18 protein-coding genes are annotated in these 24,822 nt (G+C 39.8%); 12 read left to right on the forward strand and 6 right to left on the reverse strand.

The annotated features are described in order from the left end of the window. The first annotated feature begins 716 nt into the window (after positions 1-716). The 5 genes from EQO05_RS15980 (at position 717) to EQO05_RS10400 (ending at position 6,435) form a co-directional block, all read left to right on the forward strand. Positions 717-1,985 (forward strand): cyclic nucleotide-binding/CBS domain-containing protein, encoded by a 1,269-nt coding sequence (locus tag EQO05_RS15980; protein ID WP_240664569.1) that lies wholly within the window; start codon positions 717-719, stop codon positions 1,983-1,985. Positions 1,986-2,049: 64 nt separating this feature from the next. After that, positions 2,050-2,865 carry an HPP family protein gene (locus tag EQO05_RS10385; RefSeq protein ID WP_128506262.1) on the forward strand — a complete coding sequence of 272 codons (816 nt, stop codon included), beginning with the start codon at positions 2,050-2,052 and terminating at the stop codon, positions 2,863-2,865. 341 nt (positions 2,866-3,206) lie between these two features. Continuing rightward, positions 3,207-4,202, forward strand: a complete 996-nt coding sequence (locus EQO05_RS10390; RefSeq protein ID WP_128506355.1) for a CBS domain-containing protein — start codon at positions 3,207-3,209, stop codon at positions 4,200-4,202. 440 nt (positions 4,203-4,642) lie between these two features. Next, positions 4,643-5,488, forward strand: coding sequence for a CBS domain-containing protein (locus tag EQO05_RS10395; protein WP_128506264.1), 846 nt, complete (start codon positions 4,643-4,645; stop codon positions 5,486-5,488). A 170-nt stretch (positions 5,489-5,658) separates the two neighbouring features. After that, positions 5,659-6,435 carry a CBS domain-containing protein gene (locus EQO05_RS10400; protein WP_205793779.1) on the forward strand — a complete coding sequence of 259 codons (777 nt, stop codon included), beginning with the start codon at positions 5,659-5,661 and terminating at the stop codon, positions 6,433-6,435. Positions 6,436-6,610: 175 nt separating this feature from the next. Here EQO05_RS10400 and EQO05_RS10405 read toward each other — a convergent pair whose 3' ends face one another. Continuing rightward, positions 6,611-7,402: a TIGR00266 family protein gene (locus EQO05_RS10405; RefSeq protein ID WP_128506268.1), complete on the reverse strand. Its 792-nt coding sequence runs from the start codon at positions 7,400-7,402 to the stop codon at positions 6,611-6,613. Positions 7,403-7,627: 225 nt separating this feature from the next. Here EQO05_RS10405 and EQO05_RS10410 point away from each other — a divergent pair, with 225 nt between their 5' ends. From EQO05_RS10410 to EQO05_RS10420, 3 genes are all read left to right on the forward strand, one after another. After that, entirely contained in the window at positions 7,628-8,800 is a 1,173-nt protein-coding gene (locus EQO05_RS10410; RefSeq protein ID WP_128506270.1) for an RNA ligase, read from the forward strand. 339 nt (positions 8,801-9,139) lie between these two features. Continuing rightward, the gene (locus EQO05_RS10415; RefSeq protein WP_128506272.1) at positions 9,140-10,210 is read left to right on the forward strand and encodes an elongation factor Tu; all 1,071 of its coding nucleotides are present in this window, start codon (positions 9,140-9,142) and stop codon (positions 10,208-10,210) included. A 58-nt stretch (positions 10,211-10,268) separates the two neighbouring features. Beyond that, entirely contained in the window at positions 10,269-10,802 is a 534-nt protein-coding gene (locus EQO05_RS10420) for a gamma-glutamylcyclotransferase (protein ID WP_128506274.1), read from the forward strand. 98 nt (positions 10,803-10,900) lie between these two features. Here EQO05_RS10420 and EQO05_RS10425 read toward each other — a convergent pair whose 3' ends face one another. From EQO05_RS10425 to EQO05_RS10440, 4 genes are all read right to left on the reverse strand, one after another. After that, positions 10,901-11,674, reverse strand: coding sequence for a sugar phosphate isomerase/epimerase family protein (locus EQO05_RS10425; protein ID WP_128506276.1), 774 nt, complete (start codon positions 11,672-11,674; stop codon positions 10,901-10,903). A 146-nt stretch (positions 11,675-11,820) separates the two neighbouring features. Continuing rightward, the gene (locus EQO05_RS10430) at positions 11,821-12,300 is read right to left on the reverse strand and encodes an RNA-binding domain-containing protein (protein ID WP_128506278.1); all 480 of its coding nucleotides are present in this window, start codon (positions 12,298-12,300) and stop codon (positions 11,821-11,823) included. A gap of 117 nt (positions 12,301-12,417) precedes the next feature. Further along, positions 12,418-12,975 carry a dephospho-CoA kinase gene (locus tag EQO05_RS10435; protein WP_128506280.1) on the reverse strand — a complete coding sequence of 186 codons (558 nt, stop codon included), beginning with the start codon at positions 12,973-12,975 and terminating at the stop codon, positions 12,418-12,420. A gap of 654 nt (positions 12,976-13,629) precedes the next feature. Next, positions 13,630-14,874 (reverse strand): ORC1-type DNA replication protein, encoded by a 1,245-nt coding sequence (locus EQO05_RS10440; protein ID WP_128506282.1) that lies wholly within the window; start codon positions 14,872-14,874, stop codon positions 13,630-13,632. Between the two features lie 1,116 nt (positions 14,875-15,990). Here EQO05_RS10440 and EQO05_RS10445 point away from each other — a divergent pair. The 4 genes from EQO05_RS10445 to EQO05_RS10460 all read left to right on the forward strand — a co-directional run bounded on the left by EQO05_RS10445 (position 15,991) and on the right by EQO05_RS10460 (position 22,877). Further along, positions 15,991-16,188, forward strand: coding sequence for a hypothetical protein (locus EQO05_RS10445; protein WP_128506284.1), 198 nt, complete (start codon positions 15,991-15,993; stop codon positions 16,186-16,188). Between the two features lie 1,509 nt (positions 16,189-17,697). Continuing rightward, positions 17,698-18,900: a tyrosine decarboxylase MfnA gene (gene mfnA / locus EQO05_RS10450; protein ID WP_128506286.1), complete on the forward strand. Its 1,203-nt coding sequence runs from the start codon at positions 17,698-17,700 to the stop codon at positions 18,898-18,900. Between the two features lie 707 nt (positions 18,901-19,607). Continuing rightward, positions 19,608-20,702 (forward strand): CBS domain-containing protein, encoded by a 1,095-nt coding sequence (locus EQO05_RS10455; protein ID WP_128506288.1) that lies wholly within the window; start codon positions 19,608-19,610, stop codon positions 20,700-20,702. A gap of 639 nt (positions 20,703-21,341) precedes the next feature. Next, on the forward strand, positions 21,342-22,877 hold the full coding sequence (locus tag EQO05_RS10460) for a TraB/GumN family protein (protein WP_128506290.1): 1,536 nt from the start codon (positions 21,342-21,344) through the stop codon (positions 22,875-22,877). A gap of 919 nt (positions 22,878-23,796) precedes the next feature. Here EQO05_RS10460 and fhcD read toward each other — a convergent pair. Continuing rightward, positions 23,797-24,690 carry a formylmethanofuran--tetrahydromethanopterin N-formyltransferase gene (gene fhcD, locus EQO05_RS10470; protein ID WP_128506292.1) on the reverse strand — a complete coding sequence of 298 codons (894 nt, stop codon included), beginning with the start codon at positions 24,688-24,690 and terminating at the stop codon, positions 23,797-23,799. Between the last annotated feature and the right edge of the window lie 132 nt (positions 24,691-24,822).

Here is a 24,822-nt window from a genome sequence, read left to right on the forward strand (position 1 = left end):
CCCTTTAGCTTCTATTTTCTCATTTACTCATTATACCCTTGCTTTTCAAGGTAGAAACTTATGAGGTAAAAGCTTATGGAATGTGTTCCGAGGTAAAAACTTATGGAGTGTATTCCAGTCGAAATAAAGGGGTGTTAAAAATTTCCTGTGAGAAAAGTAGAAAGCATTGAAAATATAATTCGAGCTTTTTCTAAGCTATGTAAGCCTTCTTTCTAAAATATCCTTCTCTGCTGCACTCTTTCCTTATACTGTTTTCGGATAATCGGACATTTTTCATTCTCAGCAAAAACCTCCAGTGGAAACGAAGGGGTTGTGAAAAATTTCCTGCAACACTGTCGCAAACTTTTTGTTACGAATAAGTGGCACGAATCTTAAAAAGAATGCTCTCCCAACTTCGCGCAAACTTCTATTCTCTGCAGAAAAAGCAAATGCCGTTATCGTTATGTACCATTGACTCGTATATAATAAGTGTTACAAAAACGTCCTAAAAGTATGGGGAATACTTTTTAGAGGGGACGGACAAAAAAATAAACCAGGAGATTCCGGTTTCATCGGAACATTGTCTCTAGAAAGCCAATGATTCCAGGGCATGAACCGGAGGGAAACTAAAGCAGTCTGGAATGTTTTTCCACAGGAACTGGAAACTGAAGAGCTTTTATATCGTGAATTTTATATTGAATTGCCGAAGTACGGAGCTAAAGGGGGAACGGCAGTAAATGGCAGATGGACCTGAAAGGGATACAGATGCTGATAGGGGAAAATATGCTGGTATTCACAATAGAGAGATTGAAAGAGAGCTCTCAGTTGCTGAGGTTATGAATAAAGTAGTAATAGTAATGGATATCGACTCAGATGTTCCTACTATTGCAAGAGAAATGGTCAGTCGTGATGCAGGAAGTGTTATCATCACTGAGAGTGGCCTGGCTATGGGGATCATAACTGAGAGAGATCTCGTGAAAGGTATTGTTACAGAAAATATAAAACCAGGTGAAGTGAAAGCGAAGGAAGTTCTCTCAAGCCCTCTTATAACCGTAGAGCCTGAAACTAATATAATAGAAGCTTCCGAAATCATGTTAAAAGCAAATATTAAAAGGCTGCCCATCCTGGAAGACAAAACAGTAATAGGAGTGATCTCGAATACTGATATCCTGATGGTAACACCCGGACTTAGTACTATCCTCAAAGATCTTATTGATATGAATCGAGAGGCTCTTTTCTCCATTCCCTCGAGAGATGAGATTCCAAATTTAGAGAATTCTAGAATAAATGTATGTGAATCATGTGATTCTACTTCCATTGACACAAAGTACATAGATGGAAGATACTTATGTGGAAACTGTCGGCATGAAAAGGACATGGATGCTGACATGGGAAAACATGCTGGTATTCGCAGTAGAGACATCGCTAGAGACATCTCGGTTGCAGAAGTAATGAATAAGGCACTCATACTGATGGATATCGATTCAGATGTTCCTGCTATTGCAAGAGAAATGGTCAGTCGTGATGCAGGAAGTGTTATCATCACAGAGAATGGCCTGGCTATGGGGATAATAACTGAGAGAGATCTTGTGAAGGATATTATTTCGGAGGATAGAAAACCAGACGAAGTAGACGCAGGTGAAATCCTCTCAAGTCCCCTTATAACCATAGAGCCCGAAAAAAGTATTGTAGAAGCTTCCGAAATCATGTTAAAAGCAAATATTAAAAGGCTGCCCGTCCTGGAAGACAGAACAGTAATAGGAGTGATTTCGAATACTGATATCCTGATGGTAACACCTGGACTTAACACCATCCTTAAAGATCTTATTGATATGAACAGAGAAGCTCTACTCTCTATCCCATCAATTGAAGAGATTTCAGAGTCAGAAGATTTTCACTCGGGTATATGTGAATCCTGTTATACTTTCTCATATGACCTTAGATCAGTGAATGGACAGTACCTATGTGGAAGATGTCGGGAAGAAGTAGGGGAAAATTACGAGTAACTTATAAGCTTGAGATATTTATTTCCAGCTATTCTTTTCTAAAGGGAGTATAGGAAGGTACGCAATGAACGTTAGCGAGATTATGTCAGAAGAGCCTGTCAGCATCAAAGAAGGGGATTTTGTTACTCGTGCCCGTCAGATGATGCGAGACTACCTTTTTCGAAGCCTCGTTGTTATTGACGAAGAGGACAGGCTTGTGGGAATGCTGAGCGACCAGGATATCATGAGGGTTACATCGACGCGCTCGAATGTCACAGTGGGGGGATATGCAAGACAATCGCCTACGGTCACTCCGGATATGGACATGATGAAGGCTGCGAAGTTAATGGTGCAATCGAGGCAGAATCGAGTTCCGGTCGTTAAATCAACTACAGACCGTACCGTGGTTGGAGTCCTCAGTAGTGTGGATATTCTCAGAAACGTGGAAGTGCCAAAAAATGTTCCCGGAGCACTGGAAGCTGTTATGACAAAAAAGGTCAAAACCTGCTCGACAGAAGATAAAATCAACACGGTCTGGGGACACATGCTTGAGACAGATTATACGGGCATTCCTGTAGTTTCAAAGAGAGGCGAACCCATTGGAATGATAACCAGAAGAGATATAATTAAATCAGGTTCCGTCCGATTCGAAGTTGAAGATGAAAGACGCACAAGGCCCAATGACAGCCCGAAAGTTGAGAAAGTAATGTCAACTCCTACCTATACACTTTCTGAAAATGATTCCATTCAAAGTGCAATAAAGATGATTCTCCATTATGATATTGGAAGGGTTACCATAGTAAATGAGAAGGACAGGGTATGCGGAATTGTAGATAGACAGGATCTCCTGGAATCTATTGTTAAAGTATGGCCTGAAAAGCTCTTCGAAAATCGCTTTTGAAAGAAAAGCCAGCCTGGAAGAAATCTATATGGTGAAATTTCCAGTATAAGAATACGCACTTACAGGCGATAACTGACAGAAAATTAATATGAAAAAGCAGTTGCATATTTTCATGCAAAAAGATTATAACGTCAAAGATCATCATTAATAATAATTATAGATTCACAAGTAAAGGAAACCTTTCGGAAAGATTCGGGAGAAATTGCTTTCAGGTTTTATTTTTTCCAGGAGCAAGCCCGGGCCCGCTGAGAAATAAACCATGGGCTCCAGGGAAATTTCTGCAAAATAGCAGGAAAAAGAAACGCAATATGAAAAAAGCAATTAACTGCAACTCGAATTCGGTGATCCTATTGAACAGAAATGGTACATTTTCGCCCGTCGATAAGATGAAAGTTCAGCCAGGTGTGAGCAAATCCAAGAAAGCGCAGCACAAAGACCCGCATACGACTAGTAGCATGGGCACTATGCGAATAGGTCCTGAGTTTAAATCCCGCATTTCGGAACATGAAGGAAAGATCCTGGCCCTGGCAACAAGGAACGTAATAACCCTTCCTCCTACCTCAACGATCATGGAAGCAATCCGGATTATGACTGAGAGGAGGTTCAGGCGCATTCCTATTACAGACGCCGGAACGAGAAGGCTGGAAGGGGTAGTTACTACCGTGGATATTATTGATTTCCTGGGGGGTGGCAGAAAGAACCTGCTCGTTGAAAATCGCTTTAAAGGTAACCTTCTGGCGGCAATCAACGCAGAAGTAAGGCAAATCATGGAAACGGATATTCCTTACCTCCATGACCAGGCAGACTTTAAAGATGCGGTTTCAATGATGCTTGAGAGAAGGACAGGCGGTTTGCCAATTGTAAACAATGAAATGCAGGTTGTTGCAATCTTTACCGAGAGGAATGCAGTTGAGCTGATGGGCGGGCTTGTGACAAACCGAACTGTTGATGAATATATGACCGAGAATGTCAAGATGGTGTCAACCGACACACCCATTGGACAGGCAGCAAAAGTAATGGTAAATAACAGGCTCCGAAGGCTTCCTGTGGTCAAGGATGGGATCTTTGCGGGAATTGTCACTGCCTCTGATATTGTTCATTTTCTTGGCAGAGGAGACGCTTTCAGCAAGCTGACAACAGGAAATATTCATGAGGCGCTTGATCAGCCTGTAGGTTCTATTGTCTCAAAAGAACTGATATGGACCGGCCCGGGTACTGACCTGGGAAAGGCAATGGAAATAATGCTTGAGAAAAAGATAGGTTCACTCCCGATTCTGGAAGAGGGAATGCTCCGTGGCATCATTACCGAAAGGGATTTTCTGAGATCCCTTGAGTGAATCCTGGAAACCATCAATTAATAAGAAATGGTACGTGCTAATTTGCTGGTTAGACCGGTTTGAACTGGCTTAAACTGACTCAGGACGTCCCGGAAATCGGAGAAATTTAGTGAGAATTGGAGTGCTAAAACTGTAGCCAAAGTAAGCCCGAAAAGCTTTTCGGGCTTAAGTTTCCGGGAGTTTAAGTTTTTCAGGGGTGTAGGAGAAAAGGAAGATTCTCTGGCTGGATAGATCGAGAGGTAACCTGTACTCTGTATATTCAGAATTCTGAAGTGTAGCTCATTTTGAGTAGACTTTTCAAGTTAACTCTCACTTCAACAAAAAATACCATTACTCCTCTAAAACTTTAGTGCCTGTAGCTAAAAATTGTAAAGTTCGCAACCGATTCAAAAACTATAATTATTGATACTTATATATTGTAAAAGTGAAGGAGGTACTTCATGAATGTGGCGGACATCATGAGTTCACCTGTGTATGTTATAAACACAGATGAGCCCGTGTCACATGCGAGAAAACTGATGTTAAGGCATAGAATCAGTACGTTGCTTGTCCTCAACGAGGGCAAGATGGTGGGAATCGTCACAAAATCAGACATCACTAACCGGCTGGCTCAAGCCGAACCCCTCTGGAGGAGAAGGCCGATAGACCAGGTTCCTATCAAGTTATTGATGACTGAATCGGTTATTACCATCTATCCTGAAGCCTCTATTTCCCAGGCAGTCGCCTTAATGCTTGAGAACGGAGTGCATAACATTCCGGTGGTAAAGAACGATATTGTAGGTATTGTCACCAGGACAGATCTTGTGCGTTATGTTGCGGAAAATGACGAGGAAATGAAAACGAAAATCCCCAAATTAATGACCGAGGATATCATTTCTGTTCACAGGCATCATACTATCAATCATGTAATTGATGAGATGAACAGAAATGAGATCGAAAGGGTAATCGTTAAAGACGATGCAGGAAAACCTGTAGGGATTATTTCCAGTAAAAGCCTTGCATTGAACCTCTTAACTGACTTCCAGGGCGAACTTTCCACAAAAAATATCAAAATGACTCGTAAGTCTTCCCCTGCAGGCCAGAAGACCTACAGATACGTAAAAGAGGTGCCTTTGACCGCAGAAGACATTATGGTTTCTCCAATAACTTCCATTGACGTAAATGAAAATGTAAGTGCAGCCGCAAAAAAATTGATTGAAGAAGGATTGACTGCACTGCCTGTCAGTGATGGAGAAGATATAGTGGGCATATTAAGCAGAACCGACATTATGAAAGCCATCCTCTGAAACAGTGCGGTGCGAAGGTACATACCAAAAATGCCGGTATAAAAATCGATAAAACAGCAAAAAATGAGAGAAGGATGCGAATTTAAAGCACAGGAAAACGGATGAAGAAAACACGCAAATAATTGCGAAAAATATAATTCAAAATTCTGGATACGCATGAGGTGAATTGCATGCAAGTTAAAGACATAATGGTACAGCCATACAGAATTGACAAGTCAGACACCATATCTCACGCCCTGGACCTTATGGAAAAGAAGGATTCAAAGCGCCTGCTAGTAGTCCACGGCGATCAGGTACTCGGTGTACTTACAATGAGAAGTCTGACAGAACAGCTCGGAACTCGCAAGAAACTGAGCAAACCTGCATCCTCTCTGCATGTTGCAACAGCCGTATCCGACAACTTTGTAAAGGTTCTGCCTGATACCGATACCAGGGATGCCCTTACCCTGATGAAAAAGAAAGGCGGCGTAGTTATTGTCACTGATAATGGAAACGCCCTGGGCTGGGTAACACCCCAGGAATTCATGAAAATAAACCACTTCACAGGTTTTGCCGGGGAAGTAATGGAAAAAAGCCCTATCATTGTCAGCCCATCCGACAGGGTGAGCCACGCCAGACGGCTTATCCTCGATAAAAACGTGGGAAGGCTGCCAGTAATTGAGAATGGAAAACTCGTAGGTATTATTGCTGAAGATGATATTGCCTTTGCAATGCGCTCTTTCAGGGATCTGGTAGCTGACAACCAGCAGGATTCAAGGATAAGGAACCTGCTGGTAGGGGATATTATGACCCGCAGTGTAGTGAGTGTCTATACCAACACCCCTCTTGCAGAAGCTGTTCAGACCATGATAGAACATGATGTCGGAGGTGTTCCGGTACTTAACCTGGAGGAGGAACTTGTTGGTTTCCTGGCACGCAGAAACATAATAAACACAATTGAGGAATAAGTTCAAATCCAGAGAAGGCTAACCAGAAAAGGCTAACCAGAAAAAACTTATTTAAAATACTAAAAGCAAATAATTAAGTGAAGGCCTGCTCTTTTAACACAGGCCTTTTTTCTAATTTTTCTTCCGATTGATTTCTCAATTTTGAAAGGGTTTTGTTTTATAACGATTTGCCTTTTTAAAATGCCTTGTCTCCACCAATCAGACCTCCAAGGACATCACTCCCAAGAATGCCGTTCTGTTCTTCCCGGTTACGGCCGTAAGCAGAGGCTGCAAAGATTCTGTCAGCGAGACGTGAGAAAGGCAGGCTCTGTATATACACTGTGCCCGGACCTGTAAGGGTTGCAAGGACAACTCCTTCACCGCCAAAGAGAGCATTTTTGAAATTCCTTGACCAGGTTATATCATAGGTCACGGTTTCGGTAAAAGCTGCCACGCAGCCCGTATCGATGCGATATGTCTCGCCAGGCGCCAGGTCCTTTCTTATTACGGTGCCTCCTATATGCAGAAAAGCCAGGCCGTCGCCTTTCAATCTCTGCAGGATAAAACCTTCGCCACCAAAGAACCCTGCTCCAAGTTTGCGGGTGAAAGCAACTTCCACTTCTACTCCGCGAGCGGCACAGAGAAATGAGTCTTTCTGGCAGAGAAGACTGCCTCCGAATTTTTTCAGATCAAGGGGAATGATCTTTCCCGGATAAGGAGCCGCAAAAGCTACATGCCCTTTTCCGGAACCTTTGTGAATAAAGCTTGTAATAAAGAAACTTTCTCCTGTAAGCATCCTTTTAAGTCCTTTTTTCAAGCCTCCGAATAATCCGCCTCCTTCATTACCCGTGCTAGTCTGCATCTGGATTCCGGGTCCCATATATGCCATAGCCCCGGCTTCTGCCTGGACAGCTTCTTCAGGATCAAGCTCGATTTCAACGATTTGCATATCGTCGCCCATGACTTTGTAGTCGATTTCATCTGCCATTTATGATCTCCAGTGTCTTTTGTAAGTTTAAATGTAATAAGATTAAGAACAGATTAGAATCAAATGCTTAAAAAGATTTTTAATGTACTGAACTACTTCTCAGTATTTCCGGGTTAATTTCCAGAAAAACTGGCTATTGCAGAATATGCCTGCATCTGAAGACCTGTTCCGAAAATCTGCCTGAGAATGAAAATTTATTTCAGGGCTGAAAACAGATAAATAAGCATGCGTAGAGAGGGGAACGAGGAAATAGATCCTGAATTTGTGGCTCGGCTTGCAAGTTACCTGGGATTTGATAAGGAAAGGGTTCAGCACCTTTTTGAGAAGAATTATCTCGCCCGAAACTGGGGAAAATATGAATATTTGCTCCGTTTCGATAAGGAAATCTCCCATATCGAAAGGGGAACAGTGCTTTATGAGAAAGCTGCTTCTTTTGAAACCATTATGGGCTTTCCGAAAATCCGGCGAGCTATGGTGCTGGATCCCACAATAAAAAGACACTTCAGCGGCCTTGAAAAGGTAGCCGTAGAAGAAAAAATGAATGGATATAATGTCCGCATAGCGATTGCAAACAACGAAATCCTTGCAATTACACGGAGCGGATATATTTGCCCTTATACGACTCAAAAGGCAAAAGAAAAATTGAACTTGAAATTTTTTGACGATTTCCCCGGGCTTGTACTTTATGGAGAAATGATAGGTCCTGACAATCCTTATGTCTCTAAAGAGATCTATGATATCGAGTCAGTAGAATTTTATATTTTCGACATTCGGGAGAAAAACAGCGGGAAGCCTCTTCCGATAAACAGGAAGCAGGAAATCCTGGAAAAATACGGTTTCTTTCAGGTAAGGTTTTTCAATGAATTTCCGCTGGAAACTGCTGCTGAAGAAGTTATAAAAATTATCCGGAAACTGGGGGAAGAAGAGCATGAAGGCGTTGTAATAAAAGATCCAGACATGGTTCTTTCCCCGTTAAAATATACTTCTTCCCAGAGTAATTGCTCGGACCTCAGGCACGCCTTTAAGTTTTACAATGAAACCGGCAGAGATTACATGCTTTCCCGGATTGTCAGAGAGGGTTTCCAGACCGTTGAATGGGATGAAGACGAAATCGAGTTTGGAAAACGCTGCATGCAACTGGGAGAAAGCATATTGAACCCTCTGAGGAGATCCATTGAAAGTGTAAAAAATGGTCAGAGATTGTATGAGGAAGCCAGGATAAAGGTAAGGGATTTAAAAACTGCAGCCGAATTTGAAGATTACCTTAAAAGACTAGGGGTTGATGCCGTTTTTGAAGAGCCTCAACCAATCGAAGAAGAATATCTGATAATTATAAGAAAAATCAATAAAAGCACCAACGACAAAACTCAGGCAATCTTGCAGGGCGAGACCTGGTAATCTTTTCTTCCGAGACTTTTTCTCGGTTTTGAAGCTTTAAGAACCCTTTTCAAAATGTTTCGAAAAGAAATATATTACAGTATAATTATACCAGATGCGGGTTTAAGAGTTAAAAACCAATTATAGGAAAAGCAGTTATAAGTTATAAAGTCCGAAAAGTATCGGAACCCGGAGAATATCCAGAGTCGGAAAATATCCAGGTTCAGAAAATATCCAGATTCGGAAGCATTATAAGATTAAAATTATTTTATCCAGAATAATCTGCATCAGAACTCGCATTTAAAAAGCCTTAACTTAGTTTAGAAGAAATGACAGAGAAGGAATTGAAAGGGATCCAGTATGACAAATCTTGCAATTATCGGGACGGAAAAGAGTGGAAGGACTTCCCTTGCCGCAAATCTCGGGAAAAAGGGGACATCCTCCGACATAGCCATGTATAATAACGACAAAGAAAGCCGGAAAATGGTCTTTATAGACCCTCACGGCTATCCTAAAGCCATAAAGCCTCTGGTTACAGTACTGAACATTACGGATATGGCAATCCTCTGCATCCCTCCTGATGGCCTGAACAGAGATAATCCTGTAAGTGTTCACACAGGAGAATGCATTGTTGCCCTGGACCTGCTCGGCTTCAAGCACGGAATAATTGCCCTGACAAAATCCGACAGTACCCATATGCATGCAATCGACGAGCTAAAAAAGAAAATAAAACTAATGACTGCGGGCACTTCTCTCCAGGACTGGGAGTGTATCTCTCTGAACACCAATAAGGGTGCAAAAAATCCTTTTGAAGGTGTGGAAGATCTCAAAGCCAGAATTAACGAAATTTCAGAAAAAATCGAAGCTGAACAGGCTGAGTTAAATGGCCTGCCTGCAAGGGTGTTTATAGACCATGCTTTTAATGTGACCGGAAAAGGCTGTGTTGTCCTTGGAGTTGTCAAACAGGGGATTTCAAAAGACAAGGACAAGACCAAAATTTTCCCACTGGACAGGGATATTGAAATCCGGTCCATTCAGAGCCATGATGTGGATATTGACAGCGCGCCCACAGGCACCAGGGTAGGCATGCGTCTTAAAAACGTGCAGGCTAAAGATATCGAAAGGGGATTTATTATTTCCGACAAAGAAATCGTAAGTACTGACTATACCCTTGAGTGTACCATCTCGAAATTCACACGAGCAGTTGAAACCTCAAGTGTACTTCATCTCTTCGCTGGTCTGCAATCCGAACCTGTGCGTGTGGAGAAGATTCTGGTTGATGGGCAGGAAGTTAAAGAAGTAAAGCCCGGCAGTACCTGTGTGATGGAACTTTCAGGCAATAAAAAAGTAGCTTACAGCAAAGAGGACCGTTTCCTGCTGGCAAATCTTGACCTGCCCCAGCGGTTTGCAGGTTATGGATTTCCTAAATAACTTTCCTTAAAATATTTTTTGAGGATATAAGGGTTTTTGAGGGTATAAGGGTAATAGTATGGAAAACGATTCAGGAAAAAATGGAATCATAAACAAAAACGGGGAAGATAAGGTAAGGGACAAAACTCTTTATGGGCATGTCTTCCATAGAAATGTCTGCTGGCAGCGTTCCTATGAGAGACCGGAAGGTGAGGAGCTTATTATGGCATTGTACGGCAGCCTCAGAAACGGCCTTTACAACAGTCGGCGACTTGACCTGCAAAACAGGTCAGAACTGCTTGGCACAACACAAGTAAGAGGATACGCCCTTTACTCTCTAGGACCCTACCCATGCGTTTATCCTTCTGAAGATTCTTTCATTATAGCCGAAGTACGCAGGTTTTCAGGAAAGCAGCAGCTTGAAGTCGCCAGGTCAATTGATTATATGGAACTCTTCGGAGGCTACCACAGGGAATACGTGGATCTCGAAATTGGTGAGCAGAAGCTCAGAGGCTTTATTTACGTTTACGATGAAAAGCCTGAGTCAGAAGAGATCGAGCATGGCGACTGGGCAAGGTACCTGGAAGAAAAAGGGTTACAACAAGGACAGTAATCTGAATTAAAGAGACAAAAAATAAGGAAAAATGGAAGTAGAAGTATCGAAAATAGAAATCTAAAAATTATACATTTCTTAAAGATAGGGACCTAAAATCACAGGTTCTTTAAAAACTCAAGACTCTCGATCCCTTCTTCTACCGAACTCACTTCGGTAACAAAGATTCCCTTATAATCTGAAAGTTTTCCCATTACTCGTTTCCAGTCTATTGTACCTTTACCCAGTGGAAGGTGTTCATCCTTTTTGCCCATATTATCATGGATGTGTATATGGGAGATTTTTTCTACAAGAAGGTCAAGGAAGTCATCAATAAGCCCAACTGTGTTTGCATGCCCAACATCGAAAGTAAAACCCACATTATGGCTTCCGATAGATTCTAGCATTTCGAGCATTTCATCGGGATATTTTCCGAAGATCTTCGGCAGGTCGGGCATATTTTCAACTGCAACCAGGATTCCGAAATCTGCTGCGAAATCACAGATTTCCTGAAGAGAAGCAAGATTGGTAAAATAAGCTTCCTGTGGAACCTGCACGCCATAAGGGGAAAGATATCCAGGGTGAATTACAGCCAGATTAACATAGTTAGATGCGAGAGTAAGGTAATGTTTCATCTGCCTGAGCACTTCTGCCCTGATTGAGTCATTCAGACCTGCCAGATTCATGTCCGAGAAAGGCAGGTGCAGAGTTAGCTCAAGACCTGTGGTTTCACTGATATTTTTTAAGTTCTGGATGTTCTTGCTGTTCAAGCACTGAGATCCTTCCTGTACGATCTCCCAACCGGTATACCCGTGATCCTCGAGCGTGTAAGCCCATTTGAAAGGGTCTTCAACGACTGCACGTGACGAATAGCTAATTCTCTGCAACTGCATGGCGAGAGTTCATTCCTTTTAATTTATCGATATAGATCTGTGGATGCGAATTAAGATATATTTAACTGAATCATTTAATTGGAGTATTTAATTGGAGTATTTAATTGGAGTATTTAACTGAATAAACTGCTAAACCCTAAATTTTCTTAATCCCTTTCCACATAGTCCATTTCTACTTCAACAATAGGTTTTCCTTCTTCCGTAAGGGGTAAAAGCCACTCAAAGAGTCTTTCCATTTCCTTCTCAGAGTCAGCATTGATAATAACTTCGATAGATCCGAGAGGTTCTTCCTGTGCAGGAACACTGGGAATTCCGACAAAAGCAGCCTGCTTATTGAGAGAAAAGCGGACTGAAAGCCCGTCGCGAGATAAGCCTTTACCGAAGGCTTTGTTGCGAACGGTATCTATGATTTCTTCTCTGCGAATTAGCCCATGCAAGGTTTGTAAAATGTCAATTTCCCCTTCTGCAGAGAAGAAAAAAGAGGGGGAAACTCCTGTTTCAGATTCTGTGCCCTCAATAGTGTCTTTTTTGAGTTCAATATCAGTGAAAAGGGACGAGATTGCTTTGATAACTTTTTCCGGATCTTCTGTAGGATATACAGCTGCTGAAACCTTAACATGTATCATAAGTTTGCTCCACTAAATTTAAAGTAGATTGTCTCAGAGATTTGTTGCATATTTTTTAACGTAAATTAATTTCATACCTGTTCAGAAAAATTATTCTTTTATTCCTGTTTTTAAGATTTATTCTGTGGAGCTTCCCAGGTAATTGCTCAAAACTTCAACGACATCCTTTTTGAAAGTTTCCAGAGTGGAATTATTTTCGATTTCTACATTGGATGCCTCTATAGCGTCTCCCATGCCCCAGCTGAGTTCCCGTTCATCCCGGCTGCGAAGCCCTTCTATATTGTTCATATCATCGCTTCGGCCTCGTTTCTTGACTCTGGAAAAGCGAACTTCGATAGGAGCATAGATAGAAATCAGGATGAATCCTTCTCCGAATTCTTGCCTGAAGCATTCCACTTCGGCAATCCCGCGTACCCCGTCCACAACAATAAGGTCAGAACCAGCCTCCTTAATTTGAGAAATACAGCGTATGGCAACCGCGTCCATACCCTCGCATTTGCGAAGCTGTGTTGCAACCATTCCGGTATTGGAATCATTGGGCTCAAGCCCGCGTCTCAAAACTTCCTTCCGAATTACGTCACCCATGTTAACAACGGGAATGCCCATTTCAGCAGCAATTCTGGCAGCTTCCGATTTTCCAGATGCTGGCATGCCTACGAATGCTATTATTTTCATCAAAAATTACCCTTTAAACTTGAATTATTAGACCTGAATTATTAACTTGAGCTGTTAGACCTTATCATTACTTGAGCTGTTAGATCTGGGTTATTCACTTGAACTATTAAATCTGAGTTATTCACTTGAACTATTAAATCTGAGTTATTCACTTGAGCTGTTAGATCTGGGTTATTCACTTGAACTATTAAATCTGAGTTATTCACTTGAACTATTAGATTTGAACCATTAAACCGCTAAATTTGAATTATTGAGTCATTGATTGAATTATTGGATCGTTAGAAATGCATAAAAGCCTGGTTATTATTAAATTTGATTTCTGACGGAGTAGATTGAATTATAACTGAATGGTCTGAATAATGATACCTGACGTTAACCATGAGATGGTACCGTGTAGATGATATAATTCTAGTCAAACCGCAGGATCATATATATTATTTCCTGAAAAACTGACGCCTGGGTAATGGGAAGATAGTCGGGGCTAAAAGAGGCTGAAGAATATGAAAGAAACGGAAGAATATGAAAGAAACGGAAGAATATGAAAGAAACGGAAGAATATGAAAGAAACGGAAGAACATGCAATTAAAGAAGGTTATTAGGTCAAGAAAAAATAAAAGCAGGAAAATATGAGGATGGAAAATATGAGGGTACACCTCATGAGAACATCTTGTTGAAAACTGACGTTTTAAAATCCACCAGAGGTTTGAGCCTGTAATCTTCAAGAAGTACTTTACGGGTGTTTTCCACCGGAACACTCAGGGAAATTTCTTTAGTCCTGCCGTAGCGGCCTTTGCTTACAACGACAGCATTGACTATACCTAGCATATCAAGCTCGGACATAAGGTCAGTAACCCTGCGCTGTGTGAGGATGTCAACATCAATGTGATGACAAAGCTGGCGATAGACATTATACATCTCGCCCGTTGTGACATTCTTACCTTCTCTTCCCCGGTTCCGCAGGAGAATAATACTGTAGAGTACAAGTTTGGACTGAGTAGGAAGGGTTCTTACCACTTCAACCACACGATCAATTTCGATTTTTTCCTGAGCACGTCTCACATGCTCTTCAAGAACCTGAGGCTGGTTTTCCCTTTCTGCAATTTCCCCTGATACCCGCAGGAGGTCAAGTGCGCGCCTTGCATCGCCATGTTCCTGAGCTGCAAAGGCAGCGCATAAGGGTATTACCATTTCACCAAGAACTCCATCAGTGTAGGCCATTTTTGCCCTTTGTTTCAGAATATCGCTGATCTGTTCAGCGTCATAAGGAGGGAAAATGAGTTCTTCTTCGCCCAGGGAACTTTTAACTCTGGGATCCAGAAATTCAGTGAATTTCAGATCATTTGAAACACCGATCATACTGACTTTGGCTCTCCGCAGGTCTGTATTAATTCTTGAGAGGTTGTAAAGGACATCGTCACCTTTTTTAATCAGCTTATCGATTTCGTCCAGAATTATAATAATAACCTGTTCTCTGGAATCAATAGCCTCTTTAAATTTCATGAAGACCTGGTCGGTAGGCCAACCGGTCATAGGAACTTCTTCTTCAAAATGTCTGGCAAGATTTGCAAGGAGCCTGTACTGGGTATCGATTACCTCACAATTGATATAAACAACCGAGCAGAAAAGTGATTTGTCTTCGCTGACCCTCTCAAGCTCTTTACCAACGTAGCGGGTAACAGCAGTTTTTCCTGTTCCTGTTTTTCCGTAAATGAGGACATTCGAAGGGGTTTCTCCTCGGAGTGCGGAAACCAGAATTGTTGCAAGACTATTAATTTGCTCATTCCTGTGCAGCAAAAGGTCAGGCGTGTAAGAAGGCCGAAGTACTTCTTTGTTTTTGAAAATTGATTTTCCGTCAAGTAATTTTTCGAATAAGCCGTCTAGTGATTGAGCTTTTATCATGAATGACCCTCTATAAAAATTGATGATATCAAGCGCTTAAGGGGTTAGATAATAGATACACCTTTAATGCGAATAATTAATATATATAATAAATTAATAAAGTCATAATGTGTATGCAATTTATTAATACGGTGGGTACACAATGTGCTAACTTTTTCTTTGCACTACTTTCATTTGTTTTATTGGCTAGAGTAAACCGTAATAGTTGAGACTTTATTCACAGAATATATTTTTGGAGGATTCTGCTACGCAGTTTTAAATTTTTTAGCTTGAATATAGGCCTGCGAATTTAATAGCCAGGTTTACTCTTTTTAATACTTTTTTAAATTCACCTTTAAGGTTTTACTGTTGCCTGAAACGGGAGAAATTCTTAAAGGTTGCGCCAAGTTTTATTCTTTGACTCAACTGTTGGACATTTGTGTCTTATATTATCTCCTGAAGTTAGCTCCTTAGAGTTATCTCCTGAGAACTGTTTTCTTGGAGTTACTGTTATATATTTTTCTAAGAAAATATTTTAAGTAACTAGAATTATAACTTCAACTTAGGGATAAGTTTTATATTGCTGATACAATAGCCATTGAGCCATTTTAAGATAATTATTGTAATGATTACCAGAAAACTTCAAAGTATTGTAAATTGAATTTCTTAAATGGAATATTTGAAGGGGGGTTGGTTTCAAATTTCAAACTTTTAATTTCAAACCTTTAACTTCAAACCTTTAACTTCAAACCTTTAATTTCAAACCTTTAATTTCAAACCTTTAACTTCAGACCTTTAACTTCAGATCTTTAATTACAAAATCTTTATTCCCGCAATCAGGAACTAAACTTTACTTTATGTACTCTGGATTTTCACTTATGATTCTTTGCGCTTTTTATGAAAACCCCTCTGAATCCTGTTCATAAGGAGAAAGGGATAGAAGATACATGTTTCTTATAGTTAATGCCTGAAATATTCATTTTTTGCTAATTGCTGCTAAATTGTCGGGCAAGTCTTCCTTAATAAAGCGCACTTCAAACCCAGAGAAAATCTACATTCAGGATCTTCTTTTAACAAAACTTTAGGTGAAACTGGTATATAAGCAAGTAATTTTTAGCTATATTTGCAGTAGATGCAATGGAAGTACACGTTATTAATTGTTATGGTAAAGACCCGTTTGTTTCCACTGGAAAGCGTTTTACCTTAAATATCCATAACAGAAATCGTTATCATGAAGCACATTATGTTTTAAAAAAAAGATTCCGGATTCCAGAACCAATCGAGGTTGAATTTAAATCCTTCTTTTCAGATGGAAGAAGTTATGAAAATTTTTGATTTTTTATCTTAAATTTAAAGAATAAAAAATTTAAGATAAAATCACACTTATACATGAATTATCCTGCTTGTAGTAAAAAAGAATAGGGGAATTGAGCATACAAGAGAAGAATATAACCAAAAGAGAAGAATTAAGGAAATGGGGAAAATAAAGGAAGATAGATAAAATAGGGGAAGTAAGGGAAACAAAGAAAATAAGGGAAGTAAGGGAAGATAGATAAAATAAGGGAAGTAAGGGAAGATAGATAAAATAGGGGAAGTAAGGGAAACAAAGAAAATAGGAGAAATAAAGGAAATAAGGAAGATAGGGGAAAAAGGGGAAAAAGGGGAAATAAAAAATAAAGAAAATAGGGGAAAAAGGGGAAATAAAAAATAAAGAAAATAGGGGAAAAAGGGGAAAATAAAGAAAATGAGAACAATGATAAAGGAGAAATTAAAGTAACTATAGGAAAAGACCCCTTTATTTCCACTGGAAGGTTTATATAACCCCCGGACCCCATGATTTCCACTAGAGAGGGGTTAGGGTTCAGAGCAACAAAATAAAAAAAGGTTTTATTTTGTGAAGCAACAAAATAATGTTGTTTAGTTATAAAACTATTAGTATATATAGGTTATTATAAGTACAGACTGAAAACTGGATTTTAAAATTTAAAGCACATTGTAGAAAAAATTCTCATTCTCCAAAATAAAATGATTCATTCCCTAAAATAAATTCTTTTTAATATTCCTAAATTCATTAGAATTTACTTCTCTATTCGCTTCCCTTATCATCGTGGAAATGTTTCCAGTAGAAATATAGGGGTCCCCCTCTGTAGCAGACATTTCTATGATTAAAGTAACTTATCGCTCCTCATTTTTACTAATTATTTATCCAGTAGATACGATAACTTTTCTTTTTTATTTCCTTTTCTATTTCCTTTTTTATTTCATTCTTTTATATTTCCCTCTTTTTTATTTCCTTTTTTATTTCATTCTTTTTTTGTTTTGCATAAGATCTTACTTATTTTTTTTATTTCTCTTTTTTCTTGCATTTCTTTCTTTTTACGATAATTCTTACTTTATTTTAATTTCCTTTCCTTCCACTCTCTATTTCACTTACTCTTCTCTAAACACTAAATCTTTCTTTAATTTACCTTTACCTTCATCAGTTTATTCTCTTTTAATCCTCTTTTAATTCTCTTTTAATTCTCTTTTAATTCTCTTTTAATTCTCTTTTAATTCTCTTTTAATTCTCTTTTAATTCTCTTTTTTATGTTTGGCTTTCTTTTCATGCTCCTTTTACTGGTTGATAGTATCAACAATATCATTCTCTTCAGCATTAATCTCACGTACTTCCCGATCCCAGTATTACTCACATATCTCTTTTGTGGGCATTTTCTTAACTGTTAAATCATTCATAATAAGTCGGTGCTTCTGGACTCTTCTGAAATGCCATTAAGACGGTTATCCGGTAATTTAGCAGTTATAATCCATAAGTCTTTTAAATAAAATTGGTTTTACTTTATCCATATGAATGAGCAGGGTCTTTCTGAGAACGAGATATTTTCCTATCTGGAAAATGTAAAGTCAGAAGATACGGATTACTATAAGGTTCTGAGTTCGATGTGCACTCACCCGCATAAGATCGCGGTTGAGGCTCACAGACTTTTTATTGAAGCTAACCTGGGTGACCTGGGACTCTTTGCTGGTGCTCACAGGCTGGAAAGAGAAGTAGTCGGAATGCTTGGAGAACTTCTTCATGCTCAATCTGTTGATACTCAGTCTGTTAAAATTCCTTCCGGAGAATCCTGTGAGAATACAGTCTGCGGCTATCTCACAACAGGAGGTACGGAATCCAATATCCAGGCTGTCAGGGGTATGAAAAACCTTGTAGAAGCTGGCGGGAAAAACTCAGGGGAAATTCCCAATATAGTTATTCCCGAATCAGCTCATTTCTCATTTGACAAGGTTGCAAATATGATGGGCATTGAGGTTAAAAGAGCTCTTCTGGATTCCGAATTTAAAGTGGATACCGCATCTGTGGAAAGTCTGATAGATGCAAATACCATCGGACTCGTAGGGATAGCAGGCAATACAGAATTCGGTCAGATAGATCCTATTGAGGAACTTGCAAAGCTTGCTCTTGATAATGAGCTTTTCCTTCACATTGATGCAGCTTTTGGAGGGTTTGTGATCCCATTCCTTGAAAACCCGCAACCTTTCGATTTCAAAGTTCCGGGCGTTACTTCCATTGCAATAGACCCTCATAAGATGGGACTTTCCACAATTCCGTCAGGTGCCCTATTATTCAGATCTCCTTCTTTTCTGGATTCCCTCAAGGTAAACACTCCGTACCTTACAACAAAGGCACAGTTTACTCTTACAGGTACCCGGAGCGGGGCTTCAGCTGCTGCCACATATGCTGTTATGAAACACCTGGGCCGTGAAGGATATCGAAAAAATGTACAGTATTGCATGCAGCTTACATCAAAACTGGTTGAAGAAGCTCGAAAACTCGGGTTCGAACCTCTAATCGAACCCGTAATGAATGTAGTTGCCCTGAGAGTTCCAAGCCCTGACCTTGTGCGAGAGCGACTCCTGAGAAAATTCGGCTGGAATGTTTCAATAACCCGTAACCCCAGATCTCTCCGTCTTGTTCTAATGCCCCACAACACCCCTCAGGACGTTGGAGAGTTTCTACAAGATCTGGAAAAAGTAACGGCAGAATTTTAAAATCTTACTTTCTTTTGTCTCATTTCCCTTAAATTCGCTTCTCTTCCTTAATATTTAAATACTTACTTACTTATTTTCCTAAATCTTGATTTACTTACTTTCCCTAAATCTTGATTTACTTATTTTCCTAAATCTCGATTTACTTATTTTCCTAAATCTCGATTTACTTATTTTCCTAAATCTCGATTTACTTATTTTTCTTTAATATTTATTTACTTACTTATACTAATTCCCGACTAATTTAATAATCACGTACAAGCAAATATGTATAATATTATCTCCAAATAATAGATGGATATTGTTGTCAAACAATAGTGATGTAACTATTTTATGAGGGAACATATACAAAGAGACCTCATGAGTGAAGGTTACAAAGCGGCTTTATCAGGAACATTTATCAGGGACTCTATTAAGAATATTTAGCATGAAAATTTGAGATAAGAATCAGAAGAATTTATGAACAGAATTAGGGTAATCTGTTAGCAGAACTACCGACAAATTTCGATTTCCTGTAAGTTATGCCTTCTGCTAGACTTTGGAATTGATATCTAAGTTCCAGTTTGAGGTCAAGATTTATAATATATAAATTCATAACTTAATAAAGATATAATAGGCCAAAGTTTCTTGAAGCCATTTAGAATTGATTCACATTCAGCGCTTAACCGTAAATTCAATTTTATATAAATAAAAATGGGGGTATTTATTTCATGAAATCGTCATTGAAAATCGGAAGTGTGATGGGTATACCTATCAAGCTGCACATAACTTTTCTTCTCATACTGCCCATATTCGCTTATGTGTTTGCAATCAACCCACAGCCTTTCGGTTTTAGGGGAGTTGAGCCGGCTATCACAAAGTATTCACTTTCAGTCCTGACCGCTATCCTGCTTTTTGCTTCAATCGTCTTACATGAGCTCGCGCACTCATACATGGCAATGCGCTATGGGGTCAAGATTGAGAGCATCACTCTCTTCCTATTTGGGGGTGTATCAGCTATGGAAGAGATGCCCAGGAAACCAGGGGAGGAGGCGAAGATGGCTTCTGCGGGTCCTCTTACAAGCCTTGTAATAGGTTTTGTTTGCCTGTTTATATATGGAAACCTGATTTCCCCTAACCCGGCACTTTCTCAAAATCCGGTATACCTCACTATCTGGATTCTTGGGGTTATGAACCTTGTACTCGGAATCTTCAATCTGCTGCCTGCTTTTCCAATGGACGGGGGTAGAGTGCTTCGTTCATTCTACGCAAGAAGAATGTCCTATGTAAAAGCTACTCAGAGTGCAGCATCCGTGGGGAAATTCTTTGCTATTCTTATGGCAATTTTCGGGATTCTCATAGGCAATCTCTGGTTCCCTCTTATTGCGCTCTTTATCTATGTCGGCGCATCCGAAGAGGAACGTTCTACACGGGCTGAGGTAACGCTCGAAAATATCTTTGTCAGGGATATTATGACCAGAGATGTGGTATCAGTCAGTCCTTCCATGAATGTTGAAGACCTGGTCAAATTCATGTTTGAAAAGAAACATATGGGATACCCTGTGATGGAAGGGGACAGCTTAAAAGGAGTAGTAACATTTACCGATATCCAGAAGGTCCCGTACGTCGATCGCCCAGTATCCCAGGTCTCGGATATCATGAGCAGAAATATTATCTCGGTACCTCCGGACGCACAGGCAAGCGATGTTCTGAGACTGGTTACATCTAAAAATATCGGAAGGGTCATGGTCATTGACAATGGATCAGTCGTAGGCATTCTTTCAAGAACGGATCTGGTACGGATCTTGAGACTCCGGTCAGAGTAATATCATAAAGTCTCTGAATTAAAGATGGTTCTTAAGGTGAATTTATTATAAGGGAAGACATCAAAAATGAATTCATCAAAAGGATCATCATTCTGACCTATCAAAAAGTCTTTCTTTCAGAAGAGTTACGAATAGGAAAGAAAATTATTAAAATAGAGTAAAATTATTAAAACGGGTTAAAATTATTAAAATGGATTCAAATTATTAAAACTGATTTCCATCAAAAGTTATTTTTATTAAAAGATACTACTTTCTTAAGTTATTTATAAACCGGGCTTGCCAGAAATATATAAATAAAGTATTACGTAATTTATAAAGAATTATATAAAATAAAGACTATAGAATAACGTGATTTATAAAAAATTATATAAAATAAGGATTATAGAATATGGGGTAAAACCTGAAGGCAACAAAATATAAATCCCTTACAGATAATTACAACCAGTTAATTATCTGCTTATCGCTAAGTTGTCTTATAGCCTGGTTGTTTTATGTGAACGATAGCCTGGTTATTTTACGTGAAAATTATAGCTTGATAATTTTATGTGAAGAGCTTAATTATTCATGCGATTAAATGCAATCCTTCAGTAATGTATTCTCACGCACCACTTTTAACTCGTCGCAGCAGAGAGATTAACAATGAACAAACCTGAAATTACAGATTCTCAGGACAAGGACCCTGACTACAATTTTCATAGTTCATCTCAGGAGTCAATATATTCTATGGACAAACTTGTGACAGAATCCGCAGAAAACTCCATTTCTGTAGGAAAGTCTAAAATTTCTGATTATTCAATTAATGTGCCGGAGGAAGACGAAATTTCTGTACCGGCACCTGGAATCGAAGCTGGAGAACTTGAAACAAAGCTTGACATAAGTTCCGAACTCATTGCAGAACCCATTCCTGATTCGGTATCTAAAGTTTCAGTTTCTTCGCCTTCCCGGTTACCAGACGGTCTTCAGGCTGAATACCAACCGTCAAAAATCGTGCTTATAGGGACAGCCCACGTTTCGGAAAAGAGTGTTGCTGAGGTCAAGGCTGCTATAAGGAATCTGAAACCCGACATTGTAGCTGTCGAACTTTGCAGGGGACGGTACGATGCCCTGAAGGGTAATGTGCAGGAAAAGCAGGTTCCTATAAAGGAAATTCTCACTGAAGGCAAGGTTTACTATTATATCATTCACTGGCTGCTTGCCTATGTGCAGAAAAAGATCGGTGACGACATGGGTGTAAAACCCGGAGCCGAGATGCTTTCCGCGATCGAGGAGGCAGAGTCCGTAGGGGCTAAAGTCGCATTAATTGATCGGGATATCCAGGTAACTCTTCAGCGTTTCTGGGGAAAAATGAAATTCCTGGAAAAAATTAAGATGGTTGGCTCCCTCCTGGGCGGTCTGATAGGTGTAGGAAAAGGAACCGAGATCGATATCGATCAAATCACAGAAAATGACGTCGTGACTGCCCTTGTAAGTGAGCTCAGAGGTTTTGCCCCAACTGCAGCTGAAGTCCTCATTGATGAGCGGGACGCATATCTCGCAGGAAGCATCTTGAGGGTTGCGGCAGGTGGAAACAAAACGATCGTGGTGGTAATCGGAGCCGGGCACAAATCCGGGGTACTTAATTATCTCAGGAATCCGAAAAGTGTTCCTCCTCAGGATAGCCTTATGCAAATTCCAAAGAAGCGCGTAGGCGTTGGAAAAGTTCTTGGCTTTGCTTTTGTCGGCCTTATAGTCGGATTCTTTTTCCTGCTGCTTCTTTCCGGCATTGATCTGAATACTCTTTTGATAGCTTTCGGGTGGTGGTTCATTATTACCGGAACCCTGAGCGCAGCGGGAACTCTGCTTGCAGGAGGGCATCCTTACTCAGTTTTGACTGCCTTTTCGGTTGCCTGGCTGACAACTCTGCACCCTCTAATTGCCGCAGGCTGGTTTGCTGGCCTAGTAGAAGCAAGACAGCGAAATCCTACCACTGCAGACATAAAAGCCCTGGCAGGAATAGAAACTTTCAGTGAGATGTTCAAAAACAGGTTTATGCGAGTTCTTCTTGTCGCAAGCTTTGCAAATATAGGAAGTATGACAGGAACTTTCGTTGCAGCTTATTTAATGATGGATAAATTTGCCCCAATGGATGTTATTCTCGATGCTTTCCATGCCGGGTTAAATGCAATTGGACTTTGAAGGGTTTCTATAAGGCTTTAGAAATCAATAAAATTCTGGAAATTCAGTAAAATTTCAAAGGTTTTATTAGACTTTAAAGGTTCCAGTAACCTTTGTTTTTTGAGAATCCTTCTGGACCAGGTTCCTTTTTTCCGTTCATTCTTTATTTTATTTTTTCCATTCATTTCTTCACTTTATTTATTCCATTCATTTCTTCATTTTATTTATTCCATTCATTCTTCACTTTATTTATTCCATTCATTCTTCATTTTATTTATTCCATTCATTCTTCACTTTATTTATTCCATTCATTCTTCACTTTATTTATTCCATTCATTCTTTACTTTCATTCATTCTTTATTTTGTTTTTTCCTTCTTCTTTTATTATACTCCCCCTACCTTCTTTCGAGCCTTTTCATTACTATTTTTTCTTTACGAATAGCATTTTTCATTTTCTAAAAAAGCATCTGGTAGTGTGTACGATCCACTGCCAGTTGTGCCTGCAACTACAAAGAAGAGAGTTGTCAGAATGAGATCTATAAATAATTGGTTCCTGTTCGGTTCAGAGTTTCACTCCCAGTTTATCTCCGTATAATTTGGGAAATTGGCTCCTCTGAGTGTAAAGTTAAATAAATTTGCTTCCCGTCACTTGATCTCTAAGCGACTTGATTTTTAAGGCAGATCTTTCTTTAAACAAATTGTTTTTAGAAATTAATTTCATCCAGAAAATAAAAAGTTTTGTTAAAAGAACAGTTGAATGTTGAATATAAAAAGGAAAAAACAAGCTTGAATATGAGAAAGAATAAGCTTGAATGCGAAAAAATGTCACTAATCAAAAATGATGGTGAAAAAAGCCAGGTAAACTGAAAGTGAAGGAACATTGAGCTGATTAAAGAGATAAAATGGAAAAATAATGCAAAATAAATAAAAATGATTGAGCTCAGAAGAGCTCGTGCAATTTAAACTGATATTTCCCAAGCTTTCCACCGTAGTTTCCTGCGGAAATTTTCTTAATGCCCGGGACAGTTACAGCAGCTTTGATTCCTGCTTTCATGGAGGCTTTTATACTTTCCTCATCAAGCCCGTTGATAACGATTTCATAAATAGCATTGACGTCTGAAGGGACTTCGGTGTTCTCGACTTTGTCCTTTATGGAGGGGCAGAATTTCTCATTAGCAGTAGCTTTCAGGAATTTATATTTGTTTGCGCCGGATTTGGATCCGCTGGCTACAATTCCGCCAGGGAAGGGAGTAATTGTGCCTTCAAGTTCTGTAATTGCGTCAACAGCAGCTTCGGCTGCAGTTAGGGCGCTCATCTGGGAATCCCCGAAGATGAAGAAGTTCCCGCCTGCAATTCCAGCAACAGCGCCTATATTATCCTCGGTCAGGAAATCCCCTTCCATGATTGGAACTTTATATATCTTGCGGCCTGCAATGTCGGTCTCGGACTCCATGCCATCTGCGAAGAACTTAAGTTTAAAGCCTACATTAAACTGTTTTTCAGCTTCAGGAAGCGCATTGAAGACTGCAGTTGTAGGGGCTGTAAGTACACACTGTCCAATTCTTTCTAGTAACTGCTCTTCAAGAGCTTCGTATTTGAAAGTGCAGATCTGGATATAAACTCCAGGTCTCCCATCAGGGGTTTCGCTGGGACTTGCTAATCTCTCGATTCCTGCTTCTGCGGGACACATTATAACAGATGTAGCAAAGCCTGTAGCTTCAGTAGCTGCCACAAGAGCCCAGCGCTTTGTAGCAGCTGTTATGAGCACCCTTGCAATCTTGATCGGAAACGCTTCTGCATAAGTATCTTCAATTTCTACTCCATTGATTTCCATAAAGATCCCTCGTTTACTTATTATTACATTTGAAGCCGGTTTGTAAATAGGCAGGTTTGATTTTTCCCTGCTTAATCACTTATTAAGCTCTCAGAACTTTCCAGATACCTTACAGAATAACATAGAATATAG

Origin of the sequence: Methanosarcina sp. MSH10X1, from assembly GCF_004099695.1 — an archaeon.
Lineage (GTDB): Archaea > Halobacteriota > Methanosarcinia > Methanosarcinales > Methanosarcinaceae > Methanosarcina.

Excerpts from the sequence above, each read along its gene's own strand:
- EQO05_RS15980 (WP_240664569.1), top strand. The coding sequence starts at position 717 with ATGGCAGATGGACCTGAAAGGGATACAGATGCTGATAGGGGAAAATAT.
- EQO05_RS10385 (WP_128506262.1), top strand. The coding sequence starts at position 2,050 with ATGAACGTTAGCGAGATTATGTCAGAAGAGCCTGTCAGCATCAAAGAA.
- EQO05_RS10395 (WP_128506264.1), top strand. The coding sequence starts at position 4,643 with ATGAATGTGGCGGACATCATGAGTTCACCTGTGTATGTTATAAACACA.
- EQO05_RS10400 (WP_205793779.1), top strand. The coding sequence starts at position 5,659 with ATGCAAGTTAAAGACATAATGGTACAGCCATACAGAATTGACAAGTCA.
- EQO05_RS10405 (WP_128506268.1), bottom strand. The coding sequence starts at position 7,402 with ATGGCAGATGAAATCGACTACAAAGTCATGGGCGACGATATGCAAATC.
- EQO05_RS10410 (WP_128506270.1), top strand. The coding sequence starts at position 7,628 with ATGCGTAGAGAGGGGAACGAGGAAATAGATCCTGAATTTGTGGCTCGG.
- EQO05_RS10415 (WP_128506272.1), top strand. The coding sequence starts at position 9,140 with ATGACAAATCTTGCAATTATCGGGACGGAAAAGAGTGGAAGGACTTCC.
- EQO05_RS10420 (WP_128506274.1), top strand. The coding sequence starts at position 10,269 with ATGGAAAACGATTCAGGAAAAAATGGAATCATAAACAAAAACGGGGAA.
- EQO05_RS10425 (WP_128506276.1), bottom strand. The coding sequence starts at position 11,674 with ATGCAGTTGCAGAGAATTAGCTATTCGTCACGTGCAGTCGTTGAAGAC.
- EQO05_RS10430 (WP_128506278.1), bottom strand. The coding sequence starts at position 12,300 with ATGATACATGTTAAGGTTTCAGCAGCTGTATATCCTACAGAAGATCCG.
- EQO05_RS10435 (WP_128506280.1), bottom strand. The coding sequence starts at position 12,975 with ATGAAAATAATAGCATTCGTAGGCATGCCAGCATCTGGAAAATCGGAA.
- EQO05_RS10440 (WP_128506282.1), bottom strand. The coding sequence starts at position 14,874 with ATGATAAAAGCTCAATCACTAGACGGCTTATTCGAAAAATTACTTGAC.
- EQO05_RS10445 (WP_128506284.1), top strand. The coding sequence starts at position 15,991 with ATGGAAGTACACGTTATTAATTGTTATGGTAAAGACCCGTTTGTTTCC.
- mfnA (WP_128506286.1), top strand. The coding sequence starts at position 17,698 with ATGAATGAGCAGGGTCTTTCTGAGAACGAGATATTTTCCTATCTGGAA.
- EQO05_RS10455 (WP_128506288.1), top strand. The coding sequence starts at position 19,608 with ATGAAATCGTCATTGAAAATCGGAAGTGTGATGGGTATACCTATCAAG.
- EQO05_RS10460 (WP_128506290.1), top strand. The coding sequence starts at position 21,342 with ATGAACAAACCTGAAATTACAGATTCTCAGGACAAGGACCCTGACTAC.
- fhcD (WP_128506292.1), bottom strand. The coding sequence starts at position 24,690 with ATGGAAATCAATGGAGTAGAAATTGAAGATACTTATGCAGAAGCGTTT.